The 23,757-nt window shown below is 70.8% G+C and carries 20 protein-coding genes; 18 read left to right on the top strand and 2 right to left on the bottom strand.

The features are described from left to right. Window positions 1-30 precede the first annotated feature (30 nt). From ACIRHA_RS21395 to ACIRHA_RS21360, 8 genes are all read left to right on the top strand, one after another. Entirely contained in the window at window positions 31-1,134 is a 1,104-nt protein-coding gene (locus ACIRHA_RS21395) for a quinone-dependent dihydroorotate dehydrogenase (protein ID WP_403847952.1), read from the top strand. Beyond that, window positions 1,131-1,976: an orotidine-5'-phosphate decarboxylase gene (pyrF, locus tag ACIRHA_RS21390; protein ID WP_403847950.1), complete on the top strand. Its 846-nt coding sequence runs from the start codon at window positions 1,131-1,133 to the stop codon at window positions 1,974-1,976. Before ACIRHA_RS21395 ends, pyrF begins: the two co-directional genes overlap by 4 nt. A gap of 279 nt (window positions 1,977-2,255) precedes the next feature. Beyond that, the gene (locus ACIRHA_RS21385; RefSeq protein WP_026246651.1) at window positions 2,256-2,579 is read left to right on the top strand and encodes an integration host factor; all 324 of its coding nucleotides are present in this window, start codon (window positions 2,256-2,258) and stop codon (window positions 2,577-2,579) included. Between the two features lie 72 nt (window positions 2,580-2,651). Then, the gene (gene gmk, locus ACIRHA_RS21380) at window positions 2,652-3,245 is read left to right on the top strand and encodes a guanylate kinase (protein WP_403847947.1); all 594 of its coding nucleotides are present in this window, start codon (window positions 2,652-2,654) and stop codon (window positions 3,243-3,245) included. A 26-nt stretch (window positions 3,246-3,271) separates the two neighbouring features. Continuing rightward, a complete protein-coding gene (gene rpoZ / locus ACIRHA_RS21375) occupies window positions 3,272-3,544 on the top strand; it encodes a DNA-directed RNA polymerase subunit omega (RefSeq protein WP_326014223.1) in 273 nt (90 codons plus the stop codon). A gap of 108 nt (window positions 3,545-3,652) precedes the next feature. Then, window positions 3,653-4,873: a bifunctional phosphopantothenoylcysteine decarboxylase/phosphopantothenate--cysteine ligase CoaBC gene (gene coaBC, locus ACIRHA_RS21370; protein ID WP_403847944.1), complete on the top strand. Its 1,221-nt coding sequence runs from the start codon at window positions 3,653-3,655 to the stop codon at window positions 4,871-4,873. Window positions 4,874-5,164: 291 nt separating this feature from the next. Beyond that, complete coding sequence (gene metK, locus ACIRHA_RS21365) at window positions 5,165-6,373, top strand: methionine adenosyltransferase (RefSeq protein WP_403847941.1); 1,209 nt, start codon at window positions 5,165-5,167, stop codon at window positions 6,371-6,373. A gap of 122 nt (window positions 6,374-6,495) precedes the next feature. Then, entirely contained in the window at window positions 6,496-8,637 is a 2,142-nt protein-coding gene (locus ACIRHA_RS21360) for a primosomal protein N' (RefSeq protein WP_403847938.1), read from the top strand. Between the two features lie 271 nt (window positions 8,638-8,908). On the opposite strand, the gene ACIRHA_RS21355 is transcribed toward ACIRHA_RS21360, so the two are convergent. Then, the gene (locus ACIRHA_RS21355; RefSeq protein ID WP_403847936.1) at window positions 8,909-9,484 is read right to left on the bottom strand and encodes a hypothetical protein; all 576 of its coding nucleotides are present in this window, start codon (window positions 9,482-9,484) and stop codon (window positions 8,909-8,911) included. A gap of 322 nt (window positions 9,485-9,806) precedes the next feature. On the opposite strand from ACIRHA_RS21355, the gene fmt reads away from it, so the two are divergent. Continuing rightward, complete coding sequence (gene fmt / locus ACIRHA_RS21350; RefSeq protein WP_403848901.1) at window positions 9,807-10,736, top strand: methionyl-tRNA formyltransferase; 930 nt, start codon at window positions 9,807-9,809, stop codon at window positions 10,734-10,736. 273 nt (window positions 10,737-11,009) lie between these two features. Further along, entirely contained in the window at window positions 11,010-12,440 is a 1,431-nt protein-coding gene (locus ACIRHA_RS21345) for an RsmB/NOP family class I SAM-dependent RNA methyltransferase (RefSeq protein ID WP_403847933.1), read from the top strand. Between the two features lie 59 nt (window positions 12,441-12,499). On the opposite strand, the gene ACIRHA_RS21340 is transcribed toward ACIRHA_RS21345, so the two are convergent. After that, window positions 12,500-14,668, bottom strand: a complete 2,169-nt coding sequence (locus ACIRHA_RS21340; protein ID WP_403847931.1) for an MMPL family transporter — start codon at window positions 14,666-14,668, stop codon at window positions 12,500-12,502. Between the two features lie 162 nt (window positions 14,669-14,830). Here ACIRHA_RS21340 and rpe point away from each other — a divergent pair, with 162 nt between their 5' ends. The 8 genes from rpe (at window position 14,831) to ACIRHA_RS21300 (ending at window position 23,737) form a co-directional block, all read left to right on the top strand. After that, window positions 14,831-15,517, top strand: a complete 687-nt coding sequence (gene rpe / locus ACIRHA_RS21335; RefSeq protein ID WP_403847928.1) for a ribulose-phosphate 3-epimerase — start codon at window positions 14,831-14,833, stop codon at window positions 15,515-15,517. Window positions 15,518-15,739: 222 nt separating this feature from the next. Next, on the top strand, window positions 15,740-16,723 hold the full coding sequence (locus ACIRHA_RS21330; RefSeq protein ID WP_403848898.1) for a sugar-binding transcriptional regulator: 984 nt from the start codon (window positions 15,740-15,742) through the stop codon (window positions 16,721-16,723). A gap of 130 nt (window positions 16,724-16,853) precedes the next feature. Continuing rightward, a complete protein-coding gene (locus tag ACIRHA_RS21325; RefSeq protein ID WP_403847924.1) occupies window positions 16,854-17,141 on the top strand; it encodes a barstar family protein in 288 nt (95 codons plus the stop codon). A 138-nt stretch (window positions 17,142-17,279) separates the two neighbouring features. Beyond that, window positions 17,280-18,722 (top strand): GuaB1 family IMP dehydrogenase-related protein, encoded by a 1,443-nt coding sequence (locus ACIRHA_RS21320; RefSeq protein WP_403847921.1) that lies wholly within the window; start codon window positions 17,280-17,282, stop codon window positions 18,720-18,722. 316 nt (window positions 18,723-19,038) lie between these two features. Continuing rightward, a complete protein-coding gene (locus ACIRHA_RS21315; protein WP_403847919.1) occupies window positions 19,039-20,523 on the top strand; it encodes an amino acid permease in 1,485 nt (494 codons plus the stop codon). A gap of 10 nt (window positions 20,524-20,533) precedes the next feature. Continuing rightward, window positions 20,534-20,986 carry an Lrp/AsnC family transcriptional regulator gene (locus ACIRHA_RS21310; RefSeq protein WP_403847916.1) on the top strand — a complete coding sequence of 151 codons (453 nt, stop codon included), beginning with the start codon at window positions 20,534-20,536 and terminating at the stop codon, window positions 20,984-20,986. A gap of 181 nt (window positions 20,987-21,167) precedes the next feature. After that, a complete protein-coding gene (locus ACIRHA_RS21305) occupies window positions 21,168-21,959 on the top strand; it encodes a carbon-nitrogen hydrolase family protein (RefSeq protein ID WP_403847914.1) in 792 nt (263 codons plus the stop codon). Window positions 21,960-22,033: 74 nt separating this feature from the next. Then, complete coding sequence (locus ACIRHA_RS21300) at window positions 22,034-23,737, top strand: flavin monoamine oxidase family protein (protein ID WP_403847912.1); 1,704 nt, start codon at window positions 22,034-22,036, stop codon at window positions 23,735-23,737. Window positions 23,738-23,757 lie beyond the last annotated feature (20 nt).

The following is a 23,757-nucleotide window of genomic DNA, read 5'->3' as shown; positions in this document are numbered from 1 at the left end:
CGCCTCATGAGGACCTATAGGACTTCAGGCATGTACAAGCTGTTCTTCAACCTCGTCTTCAAGCGCATGGACCCCGAGAAGGCCCACTACCTGGCCTTCCGCTGGATCCGCCTCGCGGCCCGCACGCCCGTTCTGCGCACCTTCGTGGCCGCGTATCTCGCGCCGCGCTACAAGGAGCTGCGTACGGAGGCCCTGGGCCTGCGTATGCACGGCCCCTTCGGCCTCGCCGCCGGCTTCGACAAGAACGCCATCGCGATCGACGGCATGTCGATGCTCGGCTTCGACCACGTCGAGATCGGCACGGTCACCGGGGAGGCCCAGCCGGGCAACCCCAAGAAGCGCCTCTTCCGCCTCGTGCCGGACCGCGCGCTCATCAACCGCATGGGCTTCAACAACGAGGGCTCGCTGGCCGTGGCGGCCCGCCTGGCCTCCCGCAACCCGGTCTTCAAGACCACGGTCGGCGTGAACATCGGCAAGACCAAGGTGGTGCCGGAGGCCGAGGCCGTCGGCGACTACGTGAAGTCCACCGAGCGGCTCGCCGCGTTCGCCGACTACCTCGTCGTGAACGTCTCCTCGCCGAACACGCCGGGCCTGCGCAACCTCCAGGCCACCGAGGCGCTGCGGCCGCTCCTGAGCGCCGTACGCGAGGCCGCCGACCGCACGGCGAAGGCGCGCCGCGTCCCGCTCCTCGTGAAGATCGCGCCCGACCTCGCCGACGAGGACGTCGACGCGGTCGCCGACCTGGCCGTGGAACTCGGCCTCGACGGCATCATCGCCACCAACACGACGATCTGCCGCGAGGGCCTCGCCACCAAGGGCGACGTCGTCAACGAGACCGGCGGCCTGTCCGGCGCGCCCCTCAAGGAGCGCTCCCTGGAGGTCCTGAGGCGCCTCTACGCGCGCGTGGGCGACCGGATCACGCTCGTGGGCGTCGGGGGCATCGAGAACGCCGAGGACGCCTGGCAGCGCATCCTCGCCGGTGCCACGCTCATCCAGGGCTACTCGGCCTTCATCTACGAAGGCCCCTGCTACGCCCGCGCGATCCACAAGGGTCTCGCCGCCCGCCTGCGCGACTCCCCGTACGCCACGCTCGCCGACGCGATCGGCGCCGATACGAAGAAGGTTTCCGCATGACAGTGATGGACCCCTTCGGCGCCCGCCTGCGCCGCGTCATGGACGAGCGCGGCCCGCTCTGCGTCGGCATCGACCCGCATGCCGCCCTGCTGTCCTCCTGGGGCCTGAACGACGACGTCGCGGGCCTGGAGGCCTTCACGCGCGCGTGCGTCGAGGCGCTGGCCGACACGGTCGCTGTGGTCAAGCCGCAGATGGCGTTCTTCGAGCGGTTCGGCTCGCGCGGCGTGGCCGTCCTGGAGACGGCCGTCGCCGATCTGCGCGCCGCCGGGACCCTTGTCGTCATGGACGCCAAGCGCGGCGATATCGGCTCCACTATGGCCGCGTACGCGGAGACCTTCCTGCACAAGGACTCCCCGCTGTTCTCGGACGCCCTGACCGTCTCGCCGTACCTGGGCTACGGCTCCCTGAAGCCCGCCGTGGACCTGGCCCGGGAATCCGGAGCCGGCCTCTTCGTGCTCGCGCTCACCTCGAACCCCGAGGGCGGCGAGGTCCAGCACGCGGTCCGCGCCGACGGCCGCAATGTGGGGGCGACGATGCTCGGGCACCTCGCGCAGGAGAACGCGGGGGAGCACCCCATGGGCTCCTTCGGAGCCGTGGTCGGCGCGACGCTCGGCGATCTGTCCTCCTACGAGCTCGGCATCAACGGTCCGCTCCTCGCCCCCGGCATCGGGGCGCAGGGTGCCACGGCTGCCGATCTTCCGTCGGTGTTCGGCTCCGCCGTGCGCAATGTCGTACCGAATGTGAGCCGTGGAGTTCTCAAGGCGGGACCTTCGGTCGCCGCCCTGCGGGATGCCTCCGTGCGGTTCGCGGACGAGGTGCGCGAGGCCGTCGCGAGGGCCTGACGCGAGAGGTTTGAGGGTGGCACTCCGTGCCGACCTTGGGTTTCGCGTCCGAATCCTGTCCTATTTAGTGGTCGATTTGTCCAAAATGTATGGCTCGACAGAGGCTGACCAGGACTTTTCGTCTGTTCTCGCTGACTCTGGCGGCCATGCCCGCTAGTCTCCGTCGAGAGTCAACGGTCAACTGCACGCCAGCGGGTTGTTCGTTGCTCCCCAGGTGTGGGGCGACTAGGTTCCTCACCGGTCCGTATCCGACAGTTCGACATCCGAGGTGACGTAGGCGTGGCTCTTCCGCCCCTTACCCCTGAACAGCGCGCAGCCGCGCTCGAAAAGGCCGCCGCGGCTCGCCGGGAGCGGGCCGAGGTCAAGAATCGACTCAAGCACTCCGGCGCCTCCCTCCACGAGGTCATCAAGCAGGGCCAGGAGAACGACGTCATCGGCAAGATGAAGGTCTCCGCCCTCCTCGAGTCCCTGCCGGGCGTGGGCAAGGTCCGCGCCAAGCAGATCATGGAGCGGCTCGGGATCTCCGAATCCCGCCGGGTGCGCGGTCTCGGTTCCAACCAGATCGCCTCCCTGGAGCGCGAGTTCGGCAGCACCGGAGCCTGAGTGGCCGCGACCGTCCCGGGCTGACCCCCGGGGCTGGTCCGGGCACTCCGGAACAACTGGAATAATCGCTGCATGGCTGCAACACCCCGGGGGACGACCCCCGTACCCCCGGACGAACGTCCGCGGCTGACCGTGCTCTCCGGCCCCTCGGGGGTCGGCAAGAGCACGGTTGTCGCCCATATGCGCAAGGAACACCCCGAGGTCTGGCTCTCGGTGTCGGCCACGACCCGCAAGCCGCGCCCCGGCGAGCAGCACGGTGTCCAGTACTTCTTCGTCACCGACGAGGAAATGGACAAGCTGATCGCCAACGGTGAGCTCCTCGAGTGGGCCGAGTTCGCGGGGAACCGTTACGGCACCCCGCGCCGAGCCGTGCTCGACCGCCTGGAGGCGGGGGAGCCGGTGCTGCTCGAGATCGACCTCCAGGGTGCCCGCCTGGTCCGGGAGTCGATGCCCGAGGCGCAGCTGGTCTTCCTGGCCCCGCCGAGCTGGGAAGAGCTGGTCCGCCGGCTCACCGGGCGCGGTACGGAGGCGCCGGAGGTCATCGAGCGCCGCCTCGAGGCCGCCAAGGTGGAGCTCGCCGCCGAATCGGAGTTCGACACCACTCTTGTCAACACCTCCGTCGAGGGCGTGGCCGCTGAGCTGCTAGCCTTGATGAAAGTTCTTTGATCTTTAACCCCATCGGAAGGCAGAGAGTGTCCTCTACCATCACCGCGCCCGAGGGCATCATCAACCCGCCGATTGATGAGCTCCTCGAGGCCACCGACTCGAAGTACAGCCTGGTCATCTACGCCGCCAAGCGCGCGCGTCAGATCAACGCGTACTACTCGCAGCTCGGTGAGGGCCTGCTCGAGTACGTCGGCCCGCTGGTGGACACGCACGTCCACGAGAAGCCGCTCTCGATCGCTCTTCGTGAGATCAACGCGGGGCTGCTGACGTCCGAGGCCATCGAGGGCCCGGCTCAGTAACGCTCATAGTTTCGGTACTTCAGGCCCGGCAGCGCAGCTGTCGGGCCTGTGGTGTGTCATGGAGTCGTACGTTTTTCGTTCGTACGTGTTCGAGTCAGGGGAGAACCGGTGTCGTCGAAGCCGAAGGTCGTTCTGGGGGTCAGCGGCGGAATCGCCGCCTACAAGGCGTGTGAGCTGCTGCGTCGACTGACGGAGTCCGGCCACGACGTGCGCGTCGTGCCGACCGACTCGGCGCTGCACTTCGTCGGCGCCGCGACCTGGTCGGCGCTCTCCGGCAACCCGGTCTCGACGGAGGTCTGGGACGCGGTCCACGAGGTGCCCCACGTGCGCATCGGCCAGCACGCGGACCTCGTGATCGTCGCGCCGGCCACCGCCGACATGCTCGCCAAGGCGGCCCACGGGCTCGCCGACGACCTCCTCACCAACACGCTGCTCACCGCCCGGTGTCCGGTCGTCTTCGCCCCCGCGATGCACACCGAGATGTGGGAGCACCCGGCCACCCAGGAGAACGTCGCCACCCTGCGCCGCCGCGGCGCCCTCGTCATCGAGCCCGCGGTCGGCCGCCTCACGGGCGTCGACACCGGCAAGGGCCGTTTCCCCGACCCGGCGGAGATCTTCGAGTACGCCCGCCGGGTGCTCGCGCGCGGCGACGCCCCGCAGGACCTTGTCGGCCGCCACGTGGTCGTCAGCGCCGGTGGCACCCGCGAGCCCCTCGACCCGGTCCGCTTCCTCGGCAATCGCTCCTCCGGAAAGCAGGGCTACGCGCTCGCCCGTACGGCGGCGGTGCGCGGCGCCCGCGTCACGCTGCTCTCCGCGAACGCGGGCCTCCCCGATCCGGCGGGCGTCGACGTCGTCCACGTAGGAACGGCCGTTCAGCTGCGCGAGGCGGCCCTCAAGGCGGCCGCCGACGCGGACGCGGTCGTCATGGCCGCGGCCGTCGCCGACTTCCGTCCCGAGGCGTACGCCACCGGGAAGATCAAGAAGAAGGACGGCGAGGAGCCGGCGCCGATCGCCCTCGTGCGCAACCCGGACATCCTCGCCGAGCTCTCCGCCGACCGGGCCCGTCCGGGACAGGTGGTCGTCGGCTTCGCCGCGGAGACCGACGACGTCCTCGCGAACGGCCGCGCCAAGCTCGCCCGCAAGGGTTGTGACCTGCTCGTCGTCAACGAGGTGGGGGAGCGCAGGACCTTCGGCTCCGAGGAGAACGAGGCCGTGATCCTGGGCGCCGACGGGCAGGAGACACCGGTCCCGTATGGCCCGAAGGAAGCGCTCGCCGACCGTATCTGGGACGAGACGGCGCGCCGCCTCGTCCCCCCGACGGCCGACTGAATGTTTGTCGAACACGCGCGGAACCGCATCGGTGCGTGAAATTCACATTCGACACGTCTGACCCGGGGAAACCCCGAAAACACGCCATTTTCGGGCGGGCGGTACCCTTCCGAAGAGCGATCGTCGTATCGCACAATGCGGTGTCGCAGGTCACAGCACTTCCAGTGGGCGAGACACGTGACCCGGCGACCGAGTACGACCGATAAACTGTTCCCGGACGGTGTCGGGCGCAGCCCCCCGCACCATCCGGTAAATGATCAGCCAGCAGCCGCTGCAACCACAGGGAGCGTTGTGTCCCGTCGCCTGTTCACCTCGGAGTCCGTGACCGAGGGTCACCCCGACAAGATCGCTGACCAGATCAGCGACACCATTCTCGACGCGCTGCTCCGCGAGGACCCCTCGTCCCGCGTCGCCGTCGAGACGCTGATCACCACCGGCCAGGTCCACGTGGCCGGCGAAGTGACCACGAAGGCCTACGCGCCGATCGCGCAGCTCGTGCGCGACAAGATCCTCGAGATCGGCTACGACTCGTCGAAGAAGGGCTTCGACGGCGCGTCCTGCGGCGTCTCGGTCTCCATCGGCTCGCAGTCGCCCGACATCGCGCAGGGCGTCGACACGGCGTACGAGAAGCGCGTCGAGGGTGACGAGGACGAGCTCGACAAGCAGGGCGCGGGCGACCAGGGCCTGATGTTCGGCTACGCGTGCGACGAGACGCCGGAGCTCATGCCGCTCCCGATCCACCTCGCGCACCGCCTCTCGCGCCGCCTCTCCGAGGTGCGCAAGAACGGGACGATCCCCTACCTGCGCCCCGACGGCAAGACCCAGGTCACCATCGAGTACGACGGCGACAAGGCGGTCCGCCTCGACACGGTCGTCGTCTCCTCGCAGCATGCGAGCGACATCGACCTGGACTCCCTTCTCGCTCCCGACATCCGCGAGTTCGTGGTGGAGCCGGAGCTGAAGGCGCTGCTCGACGACGGCATCAAGCTGGAGACCGAGAACTACCGCCTGCTGGTCAACCCGACCGGCCGCTTCGAGATCGGCGGCCCGATGGGCGACGCCGGTCTGACCGGCCGCAAGATCATCATCGACACGTACGGCGGCTACGCCCGCCACGGCGGCGGTGCCTTCTCCGGCAAGGACCCGTCCAAGGTCGACCGCTCGGCCGCGTACGCGATGCGCTGGGTCGCCAAGAACGTCGTGGCCGCCGGTCTCGCCGCGCGCTGCGAGGTCCAGGTCGCGTACGCGATCGGCAAGGCCGAGCCGGTCGGTCTCTTCGTGGAGACCTTCGGCACGGCGACGGTCGACACGGACAAGATCGAGGCCGCGATCTCCGAGGTCTTCGACCTCCGCCCGGCCGCGATCATCCGCGACCTCGACCTGCTCCGCCCGATCTACTCCCAGACGGCCGCGTACGGCCACTTCGGGCGCGCGCTGCCCGAATTCACGTGGGAGAAGACGGACCGTGTGGACGCGCTGCGCAAGGCCGCGGGCGTGTAGACCTTGAGTCACTAGATCGGTCCGTGGGGCCCGGTTCTCCTTGGGGAGAGCCGGGCCCTTCGGCGTTTCCGGGCCGCTTCGGGACAGGCCCGCTGTCAGTGCCCTCTGGTAGGAATGCACGTGTGAGCAGCGAGAACGACAGGGGCGACGAGGGCGGGGAGCCGGAGCAGCTTGCGTTGATCCGGGAGAGCGTGCGGGCTGCCAAGGCGCCGAAGGCGAAGCCGCGGACGTGGCGGGGGGCGCCGTTGGCCGAGGAGCTGCCGGTGGCGCGGGTGCTCGTGGACAAGGGGGTGCTGCATCTCGACCGGTACTTCGAGTACGCCGTGCCGAAGGAGCTGGACGCCATCGCGCAGCCGGGCGTGCGGGTGCGGGTGCGGTTCGGCGCGGGGAATCGGAACGTACGGGACGGGCGGCGTGAAGGGGGTGGGCTGATTGACGGATTTCTCGTCGAGCGGGTGGCCGAGGCCGAGTATCAGGGGCCGCTGGCCGCGCTCGCGCAGGTGGTGTCGCCCGAGCCCGTGCTTGACGCGGAGTTGCTCGGGCTGACCCGGGCCGTCGCCGATCGGTACGCGGGGAGCCTCGCCGATGTGCTGCAGCTCGCGATTCCGCCGCGCCATGCCAAGGCCGAGGCCCGGGAGTTCGCCGCTCCGCCCGCGCCGCCGGGGGCTCCGGAGGCGGGGTCCTGGGCTCGGTATGAGCGGGGGGCCGACTTCGTGGGCTCGCTGGCCGCGGGGGGTGCGCCGCGGGCCGTGTGGACCGCGCTGCCCGGGCCCGAGTGGGCCGACGAGATCGCGCGGGCCGTGCGGGCGACGCACGCTTCGGGGCGGGGGGCCCTGGTCGTCGTGCCGACCGTACGGCTCGCGGCGCGCGTCGACGCCGCGCTGAGGGAGGAGTTGGGGGAGGGACAGCATGCGTTGCTGACGGCTGACGCCGGGCAGCAGCGGCGCTATTCCGAGTGGCTTGCCGTGCGGCGGGGGGCGGTGCGGGCCGTCGTGGGGACGCGGGCCGCCATGTTCGCTCCCGTACGGGACTTGGGCCTGGTCGTGGTCTGGGAGGACGGGGACCAGCACCACAGCGATGATCACGCACCCTTCCCGCATGTGCGGGAGGTCCTGGAGCTGCGGGCCACGCGCGACAAGTGCGCCTTCCTGCTCGGGAGTTGGAGCTGCACGGTCGAGGCCGCTCAACTGGTGCGCAGTGGGTGGGCCGCGGCCCTGAGCGCGCCGCGGGACGTCGTACGGCGGGTCGCTCCGCTCGTACGCACCGTGGGGGACCGGGACGTGGCGCGCGACGAGGCGGCGCGGGCCGCCCGCTTGCCGAGTCTCGCGTGGGAGGTGGCGCGGACCGCGTTGCGCGAGGGGCCGGTGCTGGTGCAGGTGCCGAGGCGGGGATACGTTCCGCGGCTCGCGTGTCAGCGGTGTCGTGAGCCCGCCCGGTGCCGGCAGTGCGCGGGACCGTTGGAGGCGCGGGAGGCGACCGGCGTGCTCGCGTGCGGGTGGTGCGGGCGCGAGGAAGGGCGCTGGCAGTGCGGCGAGTGCGGGGGGACCCGGTTGCGGGCCCAGGTCGTCGGGGCGCGGCGCACCGCCGAGGAGTTGGGGCGGGCGTTCTCCACGGTGCCGGTGCGGACGTCGGGGCGGGAGCAGGTGCTCGACACGGTTCCGGGGACCCCCGCGCTCGTCGTGAGTACGCCGGGGGCCGAGCCGGTCGCCGAGGGCGGGTACGCGGCGGCGCTGCTGCTCGACGGGTGGGCGATGCTGGGGCGGGCCGATCTGCGGGCCGGCGAGGAGGCGCTGCGGCGGTGGATCGCGGCGTCCGCGCTGGTGCGGCCCCAGGAGGTGGGCGGCGCGGTGGTCGTGGTCGCCGAGCCCACGTTGCGGCCCGTGCAGGCGCTGGTGCGGTGGGATCCCGTGGGACACGCGGTGCGGGAGCTCGCGGACCGGGCCGAGCTCGGGTTTCCGCCGGTGTCGCGGATGGCGGCGGTCGCGGGGACGGCGGAGGCGGTCGCCGGGTTCATGGAGGCGGTGGAACTTCCGGGGGACGCGGAGGTGTTGGGGCCCGTGCCGGTGCCTTCGGCGATACCGGGTGGGGGGCGGCGGGGCGGGGGGCCGCCGGTCGGGGAGGAGTGGGAGCGGGTGCTCGTGCGGGTTCCGCCGGGGAGTGGGGCGGTGCTTGCGCGTGCCTTGAAGCAGGCGCAGGCCGCGCGGATGGCCCGGGGGGCGGGTGAGCCGGTACGGGTGCGGGTGGATCCGCTCGACATCGGGTGAGCGGTGGGCCGGGGGCCGTGGGTCGCGGTGGGCCGGCCGGTGCCGTGGCCGAGGCCGCCCGTGGGGATGCGCGGCGCCGGGGTGCCGCCTTGCCCACCCTGCCGCCCAAGGCGGCAGATTGCCCAAGGCGGCGGCGTGTCGGTTCAGGGAGGAGCGTGGCCGGACGCGGGACCCCCGCCTCATGGCGGGTGGTCAGTGCCGCACACTTCTGCCTCCCCGTACGGCACGTCATGTCCGCGTACGGGGAGGCAGAAGTGTGCGGCGCGGCGGGTCAGCCGTGACGCGGGCCAGGGAAGGCGCTGGGGCGCGGGTCGTCGCGCAGGCCCGTGGTACCCACGGTCGGCTGGGTGGGCAGCGCGCGGGCGGCGGGGACCGACGACAGCGGGCCCGCTCCCATCGGCATGGGGGGACGCACGGCCTGCGCCGAGGACGGCACGGCGGCCGCCGTCGACGCCGGCACCTCCGCCCCGCGCTCGGCCTCGGCGGCCGCCTGGGTGACCGCCCTGCGCGCCCCGTACCTGCGGTGGACCGCCTGCTTCGTGACGCCGAGCGCTGAGCCCACCGCGTCCCACGAGAACCCCAGCGAACGGTCGAAGTCCACGGCTGCGGTGACCAACGTCTCGACGCTGTCGCGCAGTTCCTGGGCGAGACGGACGGTGGGGGCGGGCGCCCTCCCGTAGACGACGAACCCCGCGGAGGGGCCTGAGCGGCGCGGGCGGTAGACGTTGCCCAGCTGTGCGGTGAGGGTGCGCAGCGCGTCCACCTGACGGCGGACCCGCTCGATGTCCCGCACAAGAAGATGCAGGCTGGCCCGTGCCTGGGCGTCGTGGGTTGCGTGGTCGGCCATGAACAAGCCTCTCGAACCGGCGATGAAATAAGGATCGGACCACGCTCGCGTCAAGCGACACCGACGAAGACGAGTGAGCGATGACGGATGACTGATTGCGGCCCATGACTGGTCAACTCTTTCTTGACCAACGCGCCATCCGGTGAGGGGTCACGCTGTTCGGGCGCATCCGCATATGCGAGGGGCGCACGTCACGACGTGCGCCCCGTACGCGCCCGCTGCACGGCGCCCATAGACTGGTGCGCTGCCCGTGACCCTGCCCCGAGAGGCCGTTGCGGTCGTCCGCATCCAGCCCGATCCGTCAGAAGGGCCCCAACCACCGATGAAGCTCGTCTTCGCAGGCACCCCCGAGGTCGCCGTTCCCGCCTTGGACGCCCTGATCGCTTCCGACCGGCACGAGGTCGCCGCGGTCGTCACCCGGCCCGACGCACCGGCGGGGCGCGGCCGTCGCCTGGTCGCGAGCCCGGTCGGCCAGCGGGCCGAGGAGGCCGGCATCGAGGTGCTCAAGCCGGCCAAGCCGCGCGACGAGGACTTCCTGGCGAGGCTGCGGGAGATCGGTCCCGACTGCTGCCCGGTCGTCGCGTACGGGGCGCTGCTCCCCAAGGTCGCGCTCGACGTGCCCGCCCACGGCTGGGTCAATCTGCACTTCTCGCTGCTGCCGGCGTGGCGGGGTGCCGCACCCGTGCAGCACGCGGTGATGGCGGGTGACGAGATCACCGGCGCGTCCACGTTCCTCATCGAGGAGGGGCTCGACTCCGGGCCCGTGTACGGGACGGTGACCGAGGCGGTCCGTGCCACCGACACCAGCGGCGACCTGCTGACCCGGCTCGCGTTCGCGGGCTCCGGGCTGCTTGTCGCGACGATGGACGGGATCGAGGACGGCACCATCGAGGCAGTGCCGCAGCCCGCCGACGGCGTCACCCTCGCGCCGAAGATCACCGTGGAGGACGCCCGTATCAACTGGCGCGCGCCGGCCCTGCGGGTCGACCGGGTCGTCCGTGGCTGCACGCCTGCGCCTGGTGCCTGGACCGAGTTCCGCGGCGAGCGGCTCAAGGTGCGCACGGCAGTCCTCGCGCCCGACCGGACCGACCTCGCGCCGGGCGAGATCTCCGCCGGCAAGAAGAACCTCCACGTGGGCACCGGTTCGTGCGCCGTCGAGCTGCTCTGGGTGCAGGCGCAGGGCAAGAAGCCGATGGCCGCGGCGGACTGGGCGCGGGGCACCCGGATCGCCGAGGGGGAGACCCTGGGCTGACGGGCCTGCGGGCACGAGGGCCGGCGGGTCCGCGGCCTCTGGGCTGACGGGCCTGCGGGCCCCGGATCGCCAGGTCCGCGACCCTGGGCCGACGGGCCTGCGGGCACCGGACCGCCCGGTCCGCGCCCCCGGCGCCGACGAGCCCACGAAGACCGTTGTCGGGGCCGGGACGTACCCTGGGAGGGTTCATCCCGGCGTACTGCCAGTGCGCAGCGCCCATTCCGGCGTACGACCCGTGCGTAGCGCCCGTACGACCCCAGCAGCGGAGCACCTTTGAGCGACCAGCCCGGCCGGCCCCCTCGTAAGCCCGGCAAGCCCCACCGTCGTCCCAAGAAGGACCCCGTGCGCATCCTCGCCTTCGAGGCGTTGCGCGCGGTGGACGAGCGGGACGCGTACGCGAACCTCGTGCTGCCGCCGCTGCTGCGCAAGGCCCGCGAGAAGGGCGACTTCGACGGGCGGGACGCCGCGCTCGCGACCGAGCTCGTGTACGGGACGCTGCGCAGGCAGGGGACGTACGACGCGATTGTGGCGGCCTGCATCGACCGGCCGCTGCGAGAGGTCGATCCGCCGGTCCTCGACGTGCTCAACCTCGGTGTGCATCAGCTGCTCGGTACGCGGATCCCGCTGCACGCCGCCGTGTCCGCGTCGGTCGAGCTGGCGCGCGTCGTGCTCGGTGACGGGCGGGCCAAGTTCGTCAACGCCGTGCTGCGGAAGGTCTCGCAGCACGAGCTGGACGCCTGGGTGGAGAAGGTCGCGCCGCCGTACGACGAGGATCCCGAGGACCACCTGGCCGTGGTGCATTCGCATCCGCGATGGGTCGTATCCGCCCTGTGGGACTCGCTGGGCGGCGGGCGTGCCGGGATCGAGGATCTGCTGGAGGCCGACAACGAACGGCCCGAGGTGACGCTCGTGGCGCGGCCCGGGCGGACCACGGCCGAGGCCGTACTCGCCGAGGTGGGCGAGGAGTCGGGGCTTCCGGGGCGCTGGTCGCCGTACGCCGTGCGGCTCGCCGAGGGCGGCGAGCCGGGGTCCTTTGATGTCGTCCGGTCGGGGCGGGCCGGTGTGCAGGACGAGGGCAGCCAGCTGGTTGCCATCGCGCTCGCGAACGCTCCGGTCGAGGGGCGCGACGAGAAGTGGCTCGACGGGTGCGCGGGTCCGGGCGGCAAGGCGGCCATGCTCGCCGGGCTCGCCGCCGAGCGCGGGGCGACGCTGCTCGCGTCGGAGAAGCAGCCGCACCGGGCCGCACTCGTCGCGAAGTCGCTGGCCGGGAACCCCGGGCCCTACCAGGTGATCGCCGCGGACGGGACGCGGCCGCCGTGGGGTCCCGAGACGTTCGACCGGATCCTGATGGACGTGCCCTGTACGGGACTTGGCGCACTGCGGCGGCGCCCGGAGGCGCGGTGGCGGCGGCGTCCCGAGGACCTGCAGGGCTTCGGTCCGCTGCAACGGGGCCTGCTGCGCAAGGCGCTCGAGTCCGTGCGGGTGGGGGGCGTCGTGGGGTATGCGACGTGCTCGCCGCATCTCGCGGAGACGAGGGCGGTCGTGGATGACGTGCTCAAGGGGGTCGGTGGGGCCGAACTCATCGATGCGCGGCCGTTGTTGGAGGGGGTGCCGGGGCTTGGGGAGGGGCCGGATGTGCAGCTTTGGCCGCATTTGCATGGGACCGATGCGATGTATTTGGCGTTGATTCGGCGTACGGCGTAGGTGTTGTTGCGGGTGGTCCGGGGTTGAAAAGATCGGGGCTCTGCCCCGGACCCCGCGCCTCAATCGCCGGCGGGGCTTGATTTGTGCTCGGCAGGGCTTGGTTTGCCCGGCCACCAGATACGCGAGCCCAGGTCCAGGAACAGGGACGTCACCAGGATTGACCTGACGACGAAGGTGTCCAGGAGGATGCCGACCGCCACCGCGAAGCCGATTTCGGCGAAGGCGACCATCGGGAGCGTGCCGAGGGCCGCGAAGGTGCCCGCGAGGACCAGGCCCGCCGACGTGATCACCGCGCCGGTCGCGGCCAGGCCCGTGACGATGCCCTGGCGTGTGCCCTGGCGCGCGGCCTCCTCACGGATGCGGGTCGTGAGGAAGATGTTGTAGTCGATGCCGAGCGCCACCAGGAACACGAAGACGAACAGCGGGAAGTCCGTCGACTCGCCCGCGTAGTCGAAGAGGTGGCGGAAGGCCAGCGCGCTGATGCCGAGGGCCGCCGCGAAGGACAGGACGACCGTCCCGATCAGCAACAGGGGCGCCACCAGGGCCCGTAGGAGAAGCCCCAGGATCAACAGGACGACCACCAGCACCAGCGGGATCACCAGCTTGTTGTCGTGCGTGGTCGCCCGGTCCATGTCGAGCAGCGCCGCCGCGCCGCCGCCCACCTTCGCCTCCGCGCCGGGCACGTCGTGCAGCGCGGCCCGCACCCGGTCCACCGTGTCCTTGGCGGCCCGGCTGTCGGACGGCGCGGTCGTCGTCGCCTCGAAGAGGATCCGGCCGTCCGCCGCCGGCTTCGTGTTCGGTGGCACGCCGATGCTGCCGCGTACGACGCCCTTCGTCGTGGCGACCGCACGCCTCACCTGCTCGCCCTGTGTGTGGTTCGCGACGATGACCAGCGGGTCGCCGGTGCCCGCGGGGAAGTACTCCGCCGAGATCTCCTGTCCCACGATCGAGTCGGGTTTGTCGGTGAAGGAGTCGGCGTTGCTGATGCCCGCCGCCTTCAGCTGGATGAGGCCGAGCGAGAGCAGCGCGAGTGCCGCCGCCGTCACGATCCAGACCAGGCGCGGACGGCGCGCGATCCTTCGCCCGGTGCGCGCCCACACGCCCCGCTCAGTGGGTTCCGGCGAGCCGACGTGCGGGATCACGGGCCAGAACAGCCAGCGGCCGAAGATCACCAGGAGGGCGGGGAACAGCGTCAGCATCGCGAGCAGGGCGACGGCGACGCCGATCGCGGCCACGGGGCCGAGGCCCCGCGTCGAGTTCATGTCGGCGCTCAGCAGGACCAGCATGCTCAGGACGACCGTCGCGCCCGACGCGAGCACCGCCGGGCCCGCCCGGTGCAGGGCGAGCGCCATCGCCTCGTGCCGGTCGTCGTGCCGGCGCAGCTCCTCGCGGTAGCGGGCGACCAGGAGCAGGGCGTAGTCCGTCCCGGCGCCGAACACGAGCACCGTGAGGATGCCCGCGCTCTGGCCGTTCACGGTGAGGCCCGCGTGCTGGGCGAGGAGATAGACCAGCGCCTGCGCCGTGAACAGGGCCGCCACCACGCTCAGTACCGGTACGAGCAGCAGGGACGGGCTGCGGTACGTGAACAGCAGGATCACGATCACGATGCCGAGCGCGGAGAGGAGGAGGGTCGAGTCGATGCCCTCGAAGGCTTTGGAGAAGTCGGCGGAGGTGCCGCCGGGGCCGGTGATGTGGATCTGGAGGCCGTCCGCCGACGTGCCGCTCCGGTCACGAATGGAGTCCACGGCGGGCGCGATCCGCTCCCAGCCCTTCGAGTCCATCGTGATCGGGACGTAGATCTGGGCCGCCGACGGTCCCGGCCGCTTGTCGAGGACCGGGCCGCGGGTCTCCGTGCCCCGCACGCCGTGGGCGCTCAGCTGCTTGATCCGGTCGACGTCCTTGGCGATCCGGGCCCGGTCCGCGACGGTGAGCCCGCCCTCGCGCGCGTAGATCACCACGGCGGGGATGGTCTCCGGCCTGAAGTCCTTGGACAGATCGAGGACTTGGGTGGATTCCGCGGAGCCGGGCAGCCAGGACTGCGCGTCGTTGTCCTGGGCGTCGGTGAGTTTCTGGGCGAGCGGTGCCGTGCCGACGATGACCACCAGCCACAGCAGCAGCACCAGCCACTTGCTGCGCCGCCCGCACACCAGCCAGGCGACACCGTTGCGTCCGGGCGCCGCCGTGCTTCCTGTGCCCTCGGTACTCACCGTGCCCTGTTCGTCCGCCATGGCGTCCCCCGCTGCGTCGTGCGCGGTGCTCCCCAGGGGCCGGAGGCCGGCCCCTGCTGCGAGCCGCCAAGAATGGCACGGGCGGGCACGGCTCGGTATCGGTCTCGGGCAGGGGGACGTACCGAGGCGGAGCGGGGGTCCCGGGCATGGCACGCTTGGGGCATGGCCGTGCAGATCAACCCCAGCATCCTGTCCGCGGACTTCGCCCGCCTTGCCGACGAGGCAAAGGCCGCCGAAGGCGCCGATTGGCTCCATGTCGACGTCATGGACAACCACTTCGTCCCGAACCTGACCCTGGGGGTTCCGGTCGTAGAGTCGCTGGCGCGCGCGACGGACACGCCGTTGGACTGCCATCTGATGATCGAGGACCCCGATCGCTGGGCCCCTCAGTACGTCGAAGCGGGTGCCGGATCCGTCACCTTCCACGCGGAGGCGGCCGCCGCCCCCGTCCGCCTCGCGCGCGAGATCCGCGCCAAGGGCGCCCGCGCCTCGATGGCCCTGAAGCCGGCGACGCCGATCGAGCCGTACGAGGACCTGCTCCCCGAACTCGACATGCTGTTGATCATGACGGTTGAGCCGGGATTCGGCGGGCAGGCGTTCCTGGACATCATGCTGCCCAAGATCCGCCGCACCCGTGAGCTGATCGGGAAGCACGGTCTGGAGCTGTGGCTGCAGGTCGACGGCGGAGTGTCCGCCGCGACGATCGAGCGGTGCGCCGAGGCGGGCGCCGATGTCTTCGTCGCCGGTTCGGCCGTCTACGGGGCGAAGGATCCGGCGGAGGCGGTACGTGCACTGCGCACCCAGGCGGAAGGCGCTACCGCGTCCACGGCCTGGGCGTGCGACCACTGAGCCACGGGCACGTGAACGGCGCCCATCGGGGCGGATCAACCGCGTCGGATCTGCAAGGATGAACGGCGTATCCAGGTTGTGAACAGCAGTTGATTCGAGAGTCGGCTCATGAGTCGATTCATGAGCAGTAGTCGATTTCATGACGTAAGAGAAGTTTCGTGACGTAAGAGAAGTGAGGAGAACGCCGTGTCCGCATCATCGGCGGGACGGGCGGCCCTGCGGATGGGACCCGCGGAGCTGGTGCAGGCGGCGGCCATGGCCCGTCGCTTCTACCTCGAGAACAAGTCCAAGATCCAGATCGCCGAGGAGTTCGGCGTGAGCCGCTTCAAGGTGGCGCGGGTCCTGGAGACGGCCCTCGAGCGGGATCTCGTACGTATCGAGATCCGAGTCCCTGCCGAGCTGGACGCCGAGCGCTCCGACGCGCTGCGGGCCCGCTACGGACTGCGGCACGCGGTCGTCGTCGAGTCGCCCGCGGAGATCGACGAGTCGCCCGACCCGGAGAACCTCGGGGAGGTCGCCGCCGATCTGCTCGGCGAGCTGGTCACAGAGGGCGATGTGCTCGGTCTCGCGTGGGGCCGCTCCACCATCCACATGGCGGCCGCTCTCGACAAGCTGCCGCCGTGCACCGTGGTGCAGTTGACGGGCGTGTACGACGCGGGGACCGCGGAGCGCGGCTCCGTGGAGGCCGTGCGGCGTGCGGCGCAGGTGTCGGGCGGCGACGCGCACCCCATCTACGCGCCGATGCTGCTGCCGGACGCCGCGACGGCGGCGGCGCTGCGCAACCAGACGGGGATCGCCCGCGCCTTCGAGTACTTCGACAAGGTCACGGTCGCGTGTGTGTCCATCGGCTCCTGGGAGCCGGGGATCTCCACCGTGCACGACATGCTGAGCGACGAGGAGCGTGCGCACTACGCGTCGCTGGGTGTCGCCGCGGAGATGTCCGCGCACCTGTTCGACGCGCAGGGCCGTCGGGTCGGGCGGGACCTGGGAGAGCGGTGCATCACCGTCGAGGCGGATCGCCTCCGGCGGATACCGGAAGTCGTCGCGATCGCGGGTGGGCAGCGGAAGGCTGCCGCCATTGACGCGGTGCTGCGGTCGGGGCTTGTCACCTCTCTGGTCACCGATACCGCCGCGGCCGACTTCTTGCTGGCGGCCGGGTCGGCGCCGAAGCCGGCGCTGCAGCGGGCGGATCCGGACGGGGTGTGAGGCCGGAGGCGGGGGTGCGGTCACAGGGCTCTGCCCCGGACCCCGCTGCTCAATCGCCGCAGGGGCTTAAAGGATGCGCCTCAATCGCCGGCGGGGCTTGAAGTGGCTGAAGTCCGAAGGGGAGGAACCCGTGGGTGTGCGGCGGCTGGATCTTCAGGGTGTGGTCGACAAGGGCGGGTTCATGGAGCGGTGTGCCGCCGCGCTTGAGCTGCCGTCGTGGTTCGGGCGGAACTGGGACGCCCTGGCCGACGCCCTTGGTGACCCGGCGCAGCTGCCCGAGGCTCCCGAGGGCGAGGCGCTCGCCGTTGTCGTGACCGGGTGGGCCGGGTTCGAGGCCCGGCAGCCGGAGCAGTGGGAGATCGCCCGTGAGGTGTTCGCACAGGCGTCGGCCGTGCGGATCCGCTTCGAACTGGGATGATCATCCAAGCCCGGCCCCCGACCTTGGGACGTTCGGCCCGAAGACGCGCCTCCGGACGGCATGGGAAAATGAAGTACGTGCTTTGTGCTCCGGGAGCAGACTTCTGGGGCCCCCTTCTACCGACTGGGATGTCCGCACGTGCGTTTCCTCAATGACATCAAGCCCGCGTACGACCTGACGTACGACGACGTCTTCATGGTGCCGAGCCGGAGCGCGGTCGGCTCCCGGCAGGCCGTGGATCTTTCGTCGCCGGACGGCACGGGCACCACGATTCCGCTGGTCGTCGCCAACATGACGGCGATCGCCGGGCGTCGGATGGCCGAGACCGTCGCCCGCCGCGGTGGCCTCGTCGTCATTCCGCAGGACATCCCGATCGAGGTCGTCACCGAGGTCATCTCCTGGGTCAAGACGCGCCACCTGGTGCTCGACACCCCGATCGTCCTCGCGCCGACGCAGACCGTCGCGGACGCCCTCGCGCTGCTCAACAAGCGCGCGCACAACGCCGGAGTCGTCGTCGACGACGAGCGGCGGCCCGTCGGTGTCGTCACCGACCAGGACCTGACCGGCGTCGACCGCTTCACGCAGCTGTCCGAGGTCATGGCGAAGGACCTGCTGCTGCTCGACGCGGACATCGACCCGCGCGACGCCTTCAACAAGCTGGACGGCGCCAACCGCCGCTACGCCCCGGCCGTGGACAAGGACGGCCGGCTCGCCGGCATCCTGACGCGCACCGGCGCCCTGCGCGCGACCCTCTACACCCCGGCCACCGACGCCAAGGGACAGCTGCGCATCGCCGCCGCCGTCGGCATCAACGGCGACGTGGCGGGCAAGGCCAAGCAGCTGCTCGACGCCGGTGCGGACACGCTCGTCATCGACACGGCCCACGGCCACCAGGAGTCGATGATCGAGGCGATCAGGAAGGTCCGTGCGCTCGACCCGCAGGTGCCGATCGTGGCCGGCAACATCGTGGCCGCGGAAGGTGTGAAGGACCTCATCGAGGCCGGCGCCGACATCATCAAGGTCGGGGTCGGGCCGGGTGCCATGTGCACGACCCGCATGATGACCGGCGTCGGCCGGCCGCAGTTCTCCGCCGTCCTGGAGTGCGCCGCCGAGGCCAAGAAGTACGGCAAGCACGTGTGGGCCGACGGCGGCGTGCGGCACCCGCGTGACGTTGCCATGGCCCTCGCGGCCGGTGCGTCGAACGTGATGATCGGTTCCTGGTTCGCGGGCACGTACGAGTCCCCGGGCGACCTGCAGCACGACGCCAAGGGCCGTGCCTACAAGGAGTCCTTCGGCATGGCCTCCGCGCGCGCCGTGAAGAACCGGACGAGCGACGAGTCCGCCTACGACCGCGCCCGCAAGGCGCTCTTCGAGGAGGGCATCTCCACCTCGCGGATGTTCCTCGACCCGGAGCGTCCGGGCGTCGAGGACCTGATCGACTCGGTCATCGCCGGCGTCCGTTCCTCCTGCACGTACGCCGGTGCCAACTCGCTCGCCGAGTTCGAGCAGCGCGCCACCATCGGCATCCAGTCCGCCGCCGGTTACGCCGAGGGCAAGCCGCTGCACGCCAGCTGGAGCTGACCCTCCCGCACCCCACCGCGAACCCCGCGTCCCTCTCCGGAGGGGCGCGGGGTTTTGTCGTATTCGGCCAATCCGCGCGCAATGGACGAAAGGTCGCACGCAACGATCGTTCGACTCCCGGAACGTAGCGCAACGATCATGCGCGACTGCGCAAGGTTGCTGCATTACACCTGAGAAGAGAACTCCTCTAGAGTCATCCGCTGTACGTTGCGTGGCGGGGGTTCGGCCTGCTCGGCGGGACCCGTATGACGGGTGTGCTCCGCCGCGTCCCCTCGCTGCGGTCAACCCCACCCGGCAGCGATCAAGGAGCCAGTCCGTGCTCGATCACGGCGCACCCCCGCGCACCCCGCAAGCCGCACCCGCGCCAGCGGGATTCGGCGCCCGCCTCATGCGGCGCAAACCGGTGGATCTGCTGGTCGCGGAGGGCGGCCAGGGTGAAGGCGGATCGCTGCGGCGCTCCCTCGGGCTCTGGCAGCTGACGATGATCAGCATCGGCGCCACGCTCGGCACCGGCATCTTCGTGGTGCTCGGCGAGGCCGTACCGAAGGCCGGCCCCGCCGTCACGCTGTCCTTCGTGATCGCCGGTCTCACCGCGCTCTTCTCGGCGCTCTCGTACGCCGAACTGGCCGGCACCATCCCGGTCGCCGGCTCCTCCTACTCGTATGCGTACGCAACGATGGGCGAACTTCTCGCCTGGGTCTGCGGCTGGTGTCTGGTCCTGGAGTACGGGGTCTCGGTCGCCGCGGTCGCCGTCGGCTGGGGCGAGTACCTCAACGAGCTGCTCGACGGGACGATAGGCGTCACCATCCCGGCCGCGCTGTCCGCGCCGCCCGGTGACGGCGGGATCTTCAACCTGCCCGCGCTCATCGTGGTGCTGCTCGCCATGGTGTTCCTGCTGGGCGGCGCCAAGGAGTCCGCGCGGGCCAACACCATCATGGTCGCCGTGAAGATCGCGGCCCTGATCCTCTTCTGCGTCATCGGCTTCATGGGCTTCAAGTCCGGCAACTACGAGGACTTCATGCCGCTCGGCATGGCGGGCGTCAGTGCCGCGGGAGCCACGCTCTTCTTCTCGTACATCGGCTTCGACGCCGCCTCCACCGCCGGTGAGGAGGCGAAGAACCCGCAGCGCGACCTGCCGCGCGCCATCATGCTGTCGCTGATCATCGTCACGGCGCTGTACGTCCTCGTGGCCGCCGTCGCCGTCGGCGCCCGCAAGTGGACGGACTTCACCGACTCCGAGGCGACGCTCGCCGCGATCATGAAGGACGTCACGGGGCAGCCCTTCTGGGGCACGGTGCTCGCCGCCGGAGCCGTCATCGCCATCGCGTCCGTCGTGCTCACCGTGCTCTACGGGCAGACCCGTGTGCTGTTCGCGATGTCCCGCGACGGCCTCGTGCCCAAGGTGTTCTCGAAGGTGCACCCGAAGACCGGGGCACCGCGCGCCAACACGGTCATCGTGTCCCTGTTCTGCGGTGTCCTCGCGGCCGCCGTCCCGCTCGGCCAGCTCGCCGACGCCACCAGCATCGGCACGCTCTTCGCGTTCGCCCTGGTCAACATCGCCGTGATCATCCTGCGCCGGACCCGCCCCGACATGAAGCGCACCTTCCGCGTGCCGCTGTCGCCGGTCCTGCCGGTCATCGGCTTCGGGCTCTGCGTGTGGATGATGGGCAGCCTGTCCGCTATCACCTGGATCGTCTTCGGAGTCTGGATGGCCGTCGGTCTCGTGTTCTACTTCAGCTACGGGATGCGCCGCTCCCGCATGGCCCGCCCGGACACGGGTCTCGTAGACGCAGAAAAGTGAACCTCCTGCCTTGCTGAACGATCTCGACGAACGCATCGTGCACGCCCTCGCCGAGGACGCCCGCCGCTCCTACGCGGACATCGGCCAGCTGGTCGGCCTGTCCGCGCCCGCCGTGAAGCGCCGCGTGGACCGGCTGCGGGCCACCGGCGCGATCACCGGGTTCACGGTGCGCGTCGACCCGGCCGCGCTCGGCTGGGAGACCGAGGGGTTCATCGAGATCTACTGCCGCTCCAACACCTCGCCGGAGTCGATCCGGCGGGGCCTGGAGCGGTATCCCGAGGTCGTGTCCGCCTCCACCGTCACCGGTGAGGCGGACGCGCTCGTCCAGGTCTTCGCCTCCGACATGCGGCACTTCGAGCGGGTCCTGGAGCGGATCGCGGGGGAGCCGTTCGTCGAGCGGACGAAATCCGTGCTGGTGCTGTCGCCGCTGATGCGGCGTTTCACCTCGGGTTCGCCCGCGTAGCGAGCGCTGTTGGCCCCGCGTGGTGAGGCCCACGGGCCCCGCGCAACGAATCGCCGTTCGGCGCGAAAATCACGCAACGAACAGCTCGGCAGCGTGCAACAGGTGCTTCTTGTACGCGGTGGCGGGCCCCCGTAGCTTTTTGGTGACCCCGAACCCCGCCCCGTACCGGTTGAGGACACCCATGCGCACCGCCCTGCTCCAGAGCTCAGGACACCCCGGCTCGACCGCCGCGAACCTCAAGGTTCTCGACGCGGCCGCGGGCCGGGCCGCCGCCGCGGGCGCCGGGGTCCTGGTGACCTCGGAGATGTTCCTGACCGGGTACGCGATCGGTGACGACGTGGCCCGGCTCGCCGAGCCCGCCGACGGGGACGCGGCCGACGCGGTCGCCGAGCTGGCCCACCGGCACGGGATCGCCGTCGCGTACGGCTACCCGGAGCGCTCCGGCGACGCCGTCTTCAACTCCGTACAGCTGATCTCCGCCGACGGCGCCCGCCTCGCCAACTACCGCAAGACGCACCTCTTCGGCTGCTTCGAGCGCGAGCAGTTCACGCCCGGCGAGCAGCCGGTCGTCCAGGCCGAGGTGAACGGTCTGCGGGTCGGCCTGATGATCTGCTACGACGTCGAGTTCCCGGAGAACGTCCGGGCGCACGCCCTCGCCGGCACCGACCTGCTGCTCGTGCCGACGGCGCAGATGCACCCCTTCCAGTTCGTCGCCGAATCGGTCGTGCCGGTGCGCGCCTTCGAGAACCAGATGTACGTCGCGTACGTCAACCGGGTCGGCGCGGAGGGGGAGTTCGAGTTCGTCGGGCTCTCCACGCTCGCCGGCCCCGACGGAGTGGCCCGCGCCCGCGCCGGGCGTGGCGAGGAGCTCGTGTTCGCCGACGCCGACCCCGGCTTCCTCGCCGCCTCCCGCGCGGCCAACCCGTATCTGAGCGACCGCCGTCCGGCGCTTTACGGATCGCTCGCTTCCTGAGGCACCGGCCGCGAGGCCACCTCAACTCCCGCTTCCTGCCCAGCACTTCAGTACCCGCAAGGAGTCCGTACCCCATGACGTCCACGGTGCCCACCGCCGCCCAGCACACCGAGGGCCAGCCGCCCATCACGATGTTCGGGCCGGACTTCCCGTACGCGTACGACGACTTCCTCGCCCACCCGGCCGGCCTCGGCCAGATACCCGCGACCGAGCACGGCACCGAGGTAGCCGTCATCGGCGGCGGCCTGTCCGGCATCGTCGCCGCGTACGAGCTGATGAAGATGGGCCTCAAGCCCGTCGTGTACGAGGCGGACCGGATCGGCGGCCGGCTGCGTACGGTCGGCTTCGATGGCACCCCGGCGGGGGCCTCCGACCTGACCGCGGAGATGGGCGCGATGCGCTTCCCGCCGTCGTCCACGGCCCTGCAGCACTACATCGACATGGTGGACCTGAAGACGCGGGCGTTCCCCAACCCGCTCTCGGAGGCCACGCCCTCGACCGTCGTCGACCTCAAGGGCGAGTCCCACTACGCCGAGACGATCGCCGATCTGCCGCAGGTCTACCGGGACGTCGCCGAGGCGTGGAACAAGTGCCTCGACGAGGGCGCCGACTTCTCCGACATGAACCAGGCGATGCGCGAGCGCGACGTGCCGCGCATCCGCGAGATCTGGGGCAGGCTCGTCGAGAAGCTCGACAACCAGACCTTCTACGGGTTCCTCTGCGAGTCGGAGGCGTTCAAGTCCTTCCGGCACCGGGAGATCTTCGGCCAGGTCGGCTTCGGTACGGGTGGCTGGGACACGGACTTCCCCAACTCCATTCTCGAAATCCTGCGCGTCGTCTACACCGAGGCCGACGACCACCACCGCGGCATCGAGGGCGGCTCGCAGCAGCTGCCGACGCGGCTGTGGGAGCGCGCGCCGGAGAAGATCGTGCACTGGGCGCAGGGGACCTCGCTGGCCACCCTGCACGTGGACGGCAAGCCGCGCCCGGCCGTGACCCGCCTCTCCCGCACCGCCGGCAACCACATCACCGTCACGGACGCCGACGGCGACATCCGCACGTACAAGGCGGCGATCTTCACCGCGCAGTCGTGGATGCTGCTGTCCAAGGTGGACTGCGACGACTCGCTCTTCCCGATCGACCACTGGACGGCGATCGAGCGCACGCACTACATGGAGTCGAGCAAGCTGTTCGTGCCCGTGGACCGTCCGTTCTGGCTGGACAAGGACGAGGACACAGGCCGTGACGTCATGTCGATGACGCTGACGGACCGGATGACGCGCGGGACCTACCTGCTGGACGACGGGCCGGACAAGCCCGCCACGATCTGCCTCTCCTACACGTGGTGCGACGACAGCCTGAAGTGGCTGCCGCTGTCGGCGAACGAGCGGCTCGAAGTGATGCTGAAGTCGCTCGGCGAGATCTATCCGAAGGTCGACATCCGCAAGCACATCATCGGCAACCCGGTGACCGTGTCCTGGGAGAACGAGCCGTACTTCATGGGCGCGTTCAAGGCGAACCTGCCCGGCCACTACCGCTACCAGCGCCGCCTGTTCACGCACTTCGTGCAGGAGACCCTGCCCGAGGACCGGCGAGGGATCTTCCTCGCCGGTGACGACATCTCGTGGACGGCCGGGTGGGCCGAGGGCGCCGTGCAGACCGCGCTGAACGCGGTGTGGGGCGTCATGCACCACCTCGGCGGCAGCACGGACGCGTCGAACCCCGGCCCGGGTGACGTCTTCGACGAGATCGCGCCGGTGGAGCTTCCGGAGGACTAGCGGGCCGGGGACTATCGGGC

The sequence above is a fragment of the Streptomyces sp. NPDC102360 genome (genome assembly GCF_044766085.1).
Lineage (GTDB): Bacteria > Actinomycetota > Actinomycetes > Streptomycetales > Streptomycetaceae > Streptomyces.
This window is presented reverse-complemented; position numbering and strand designations above follow the sequence as displayed.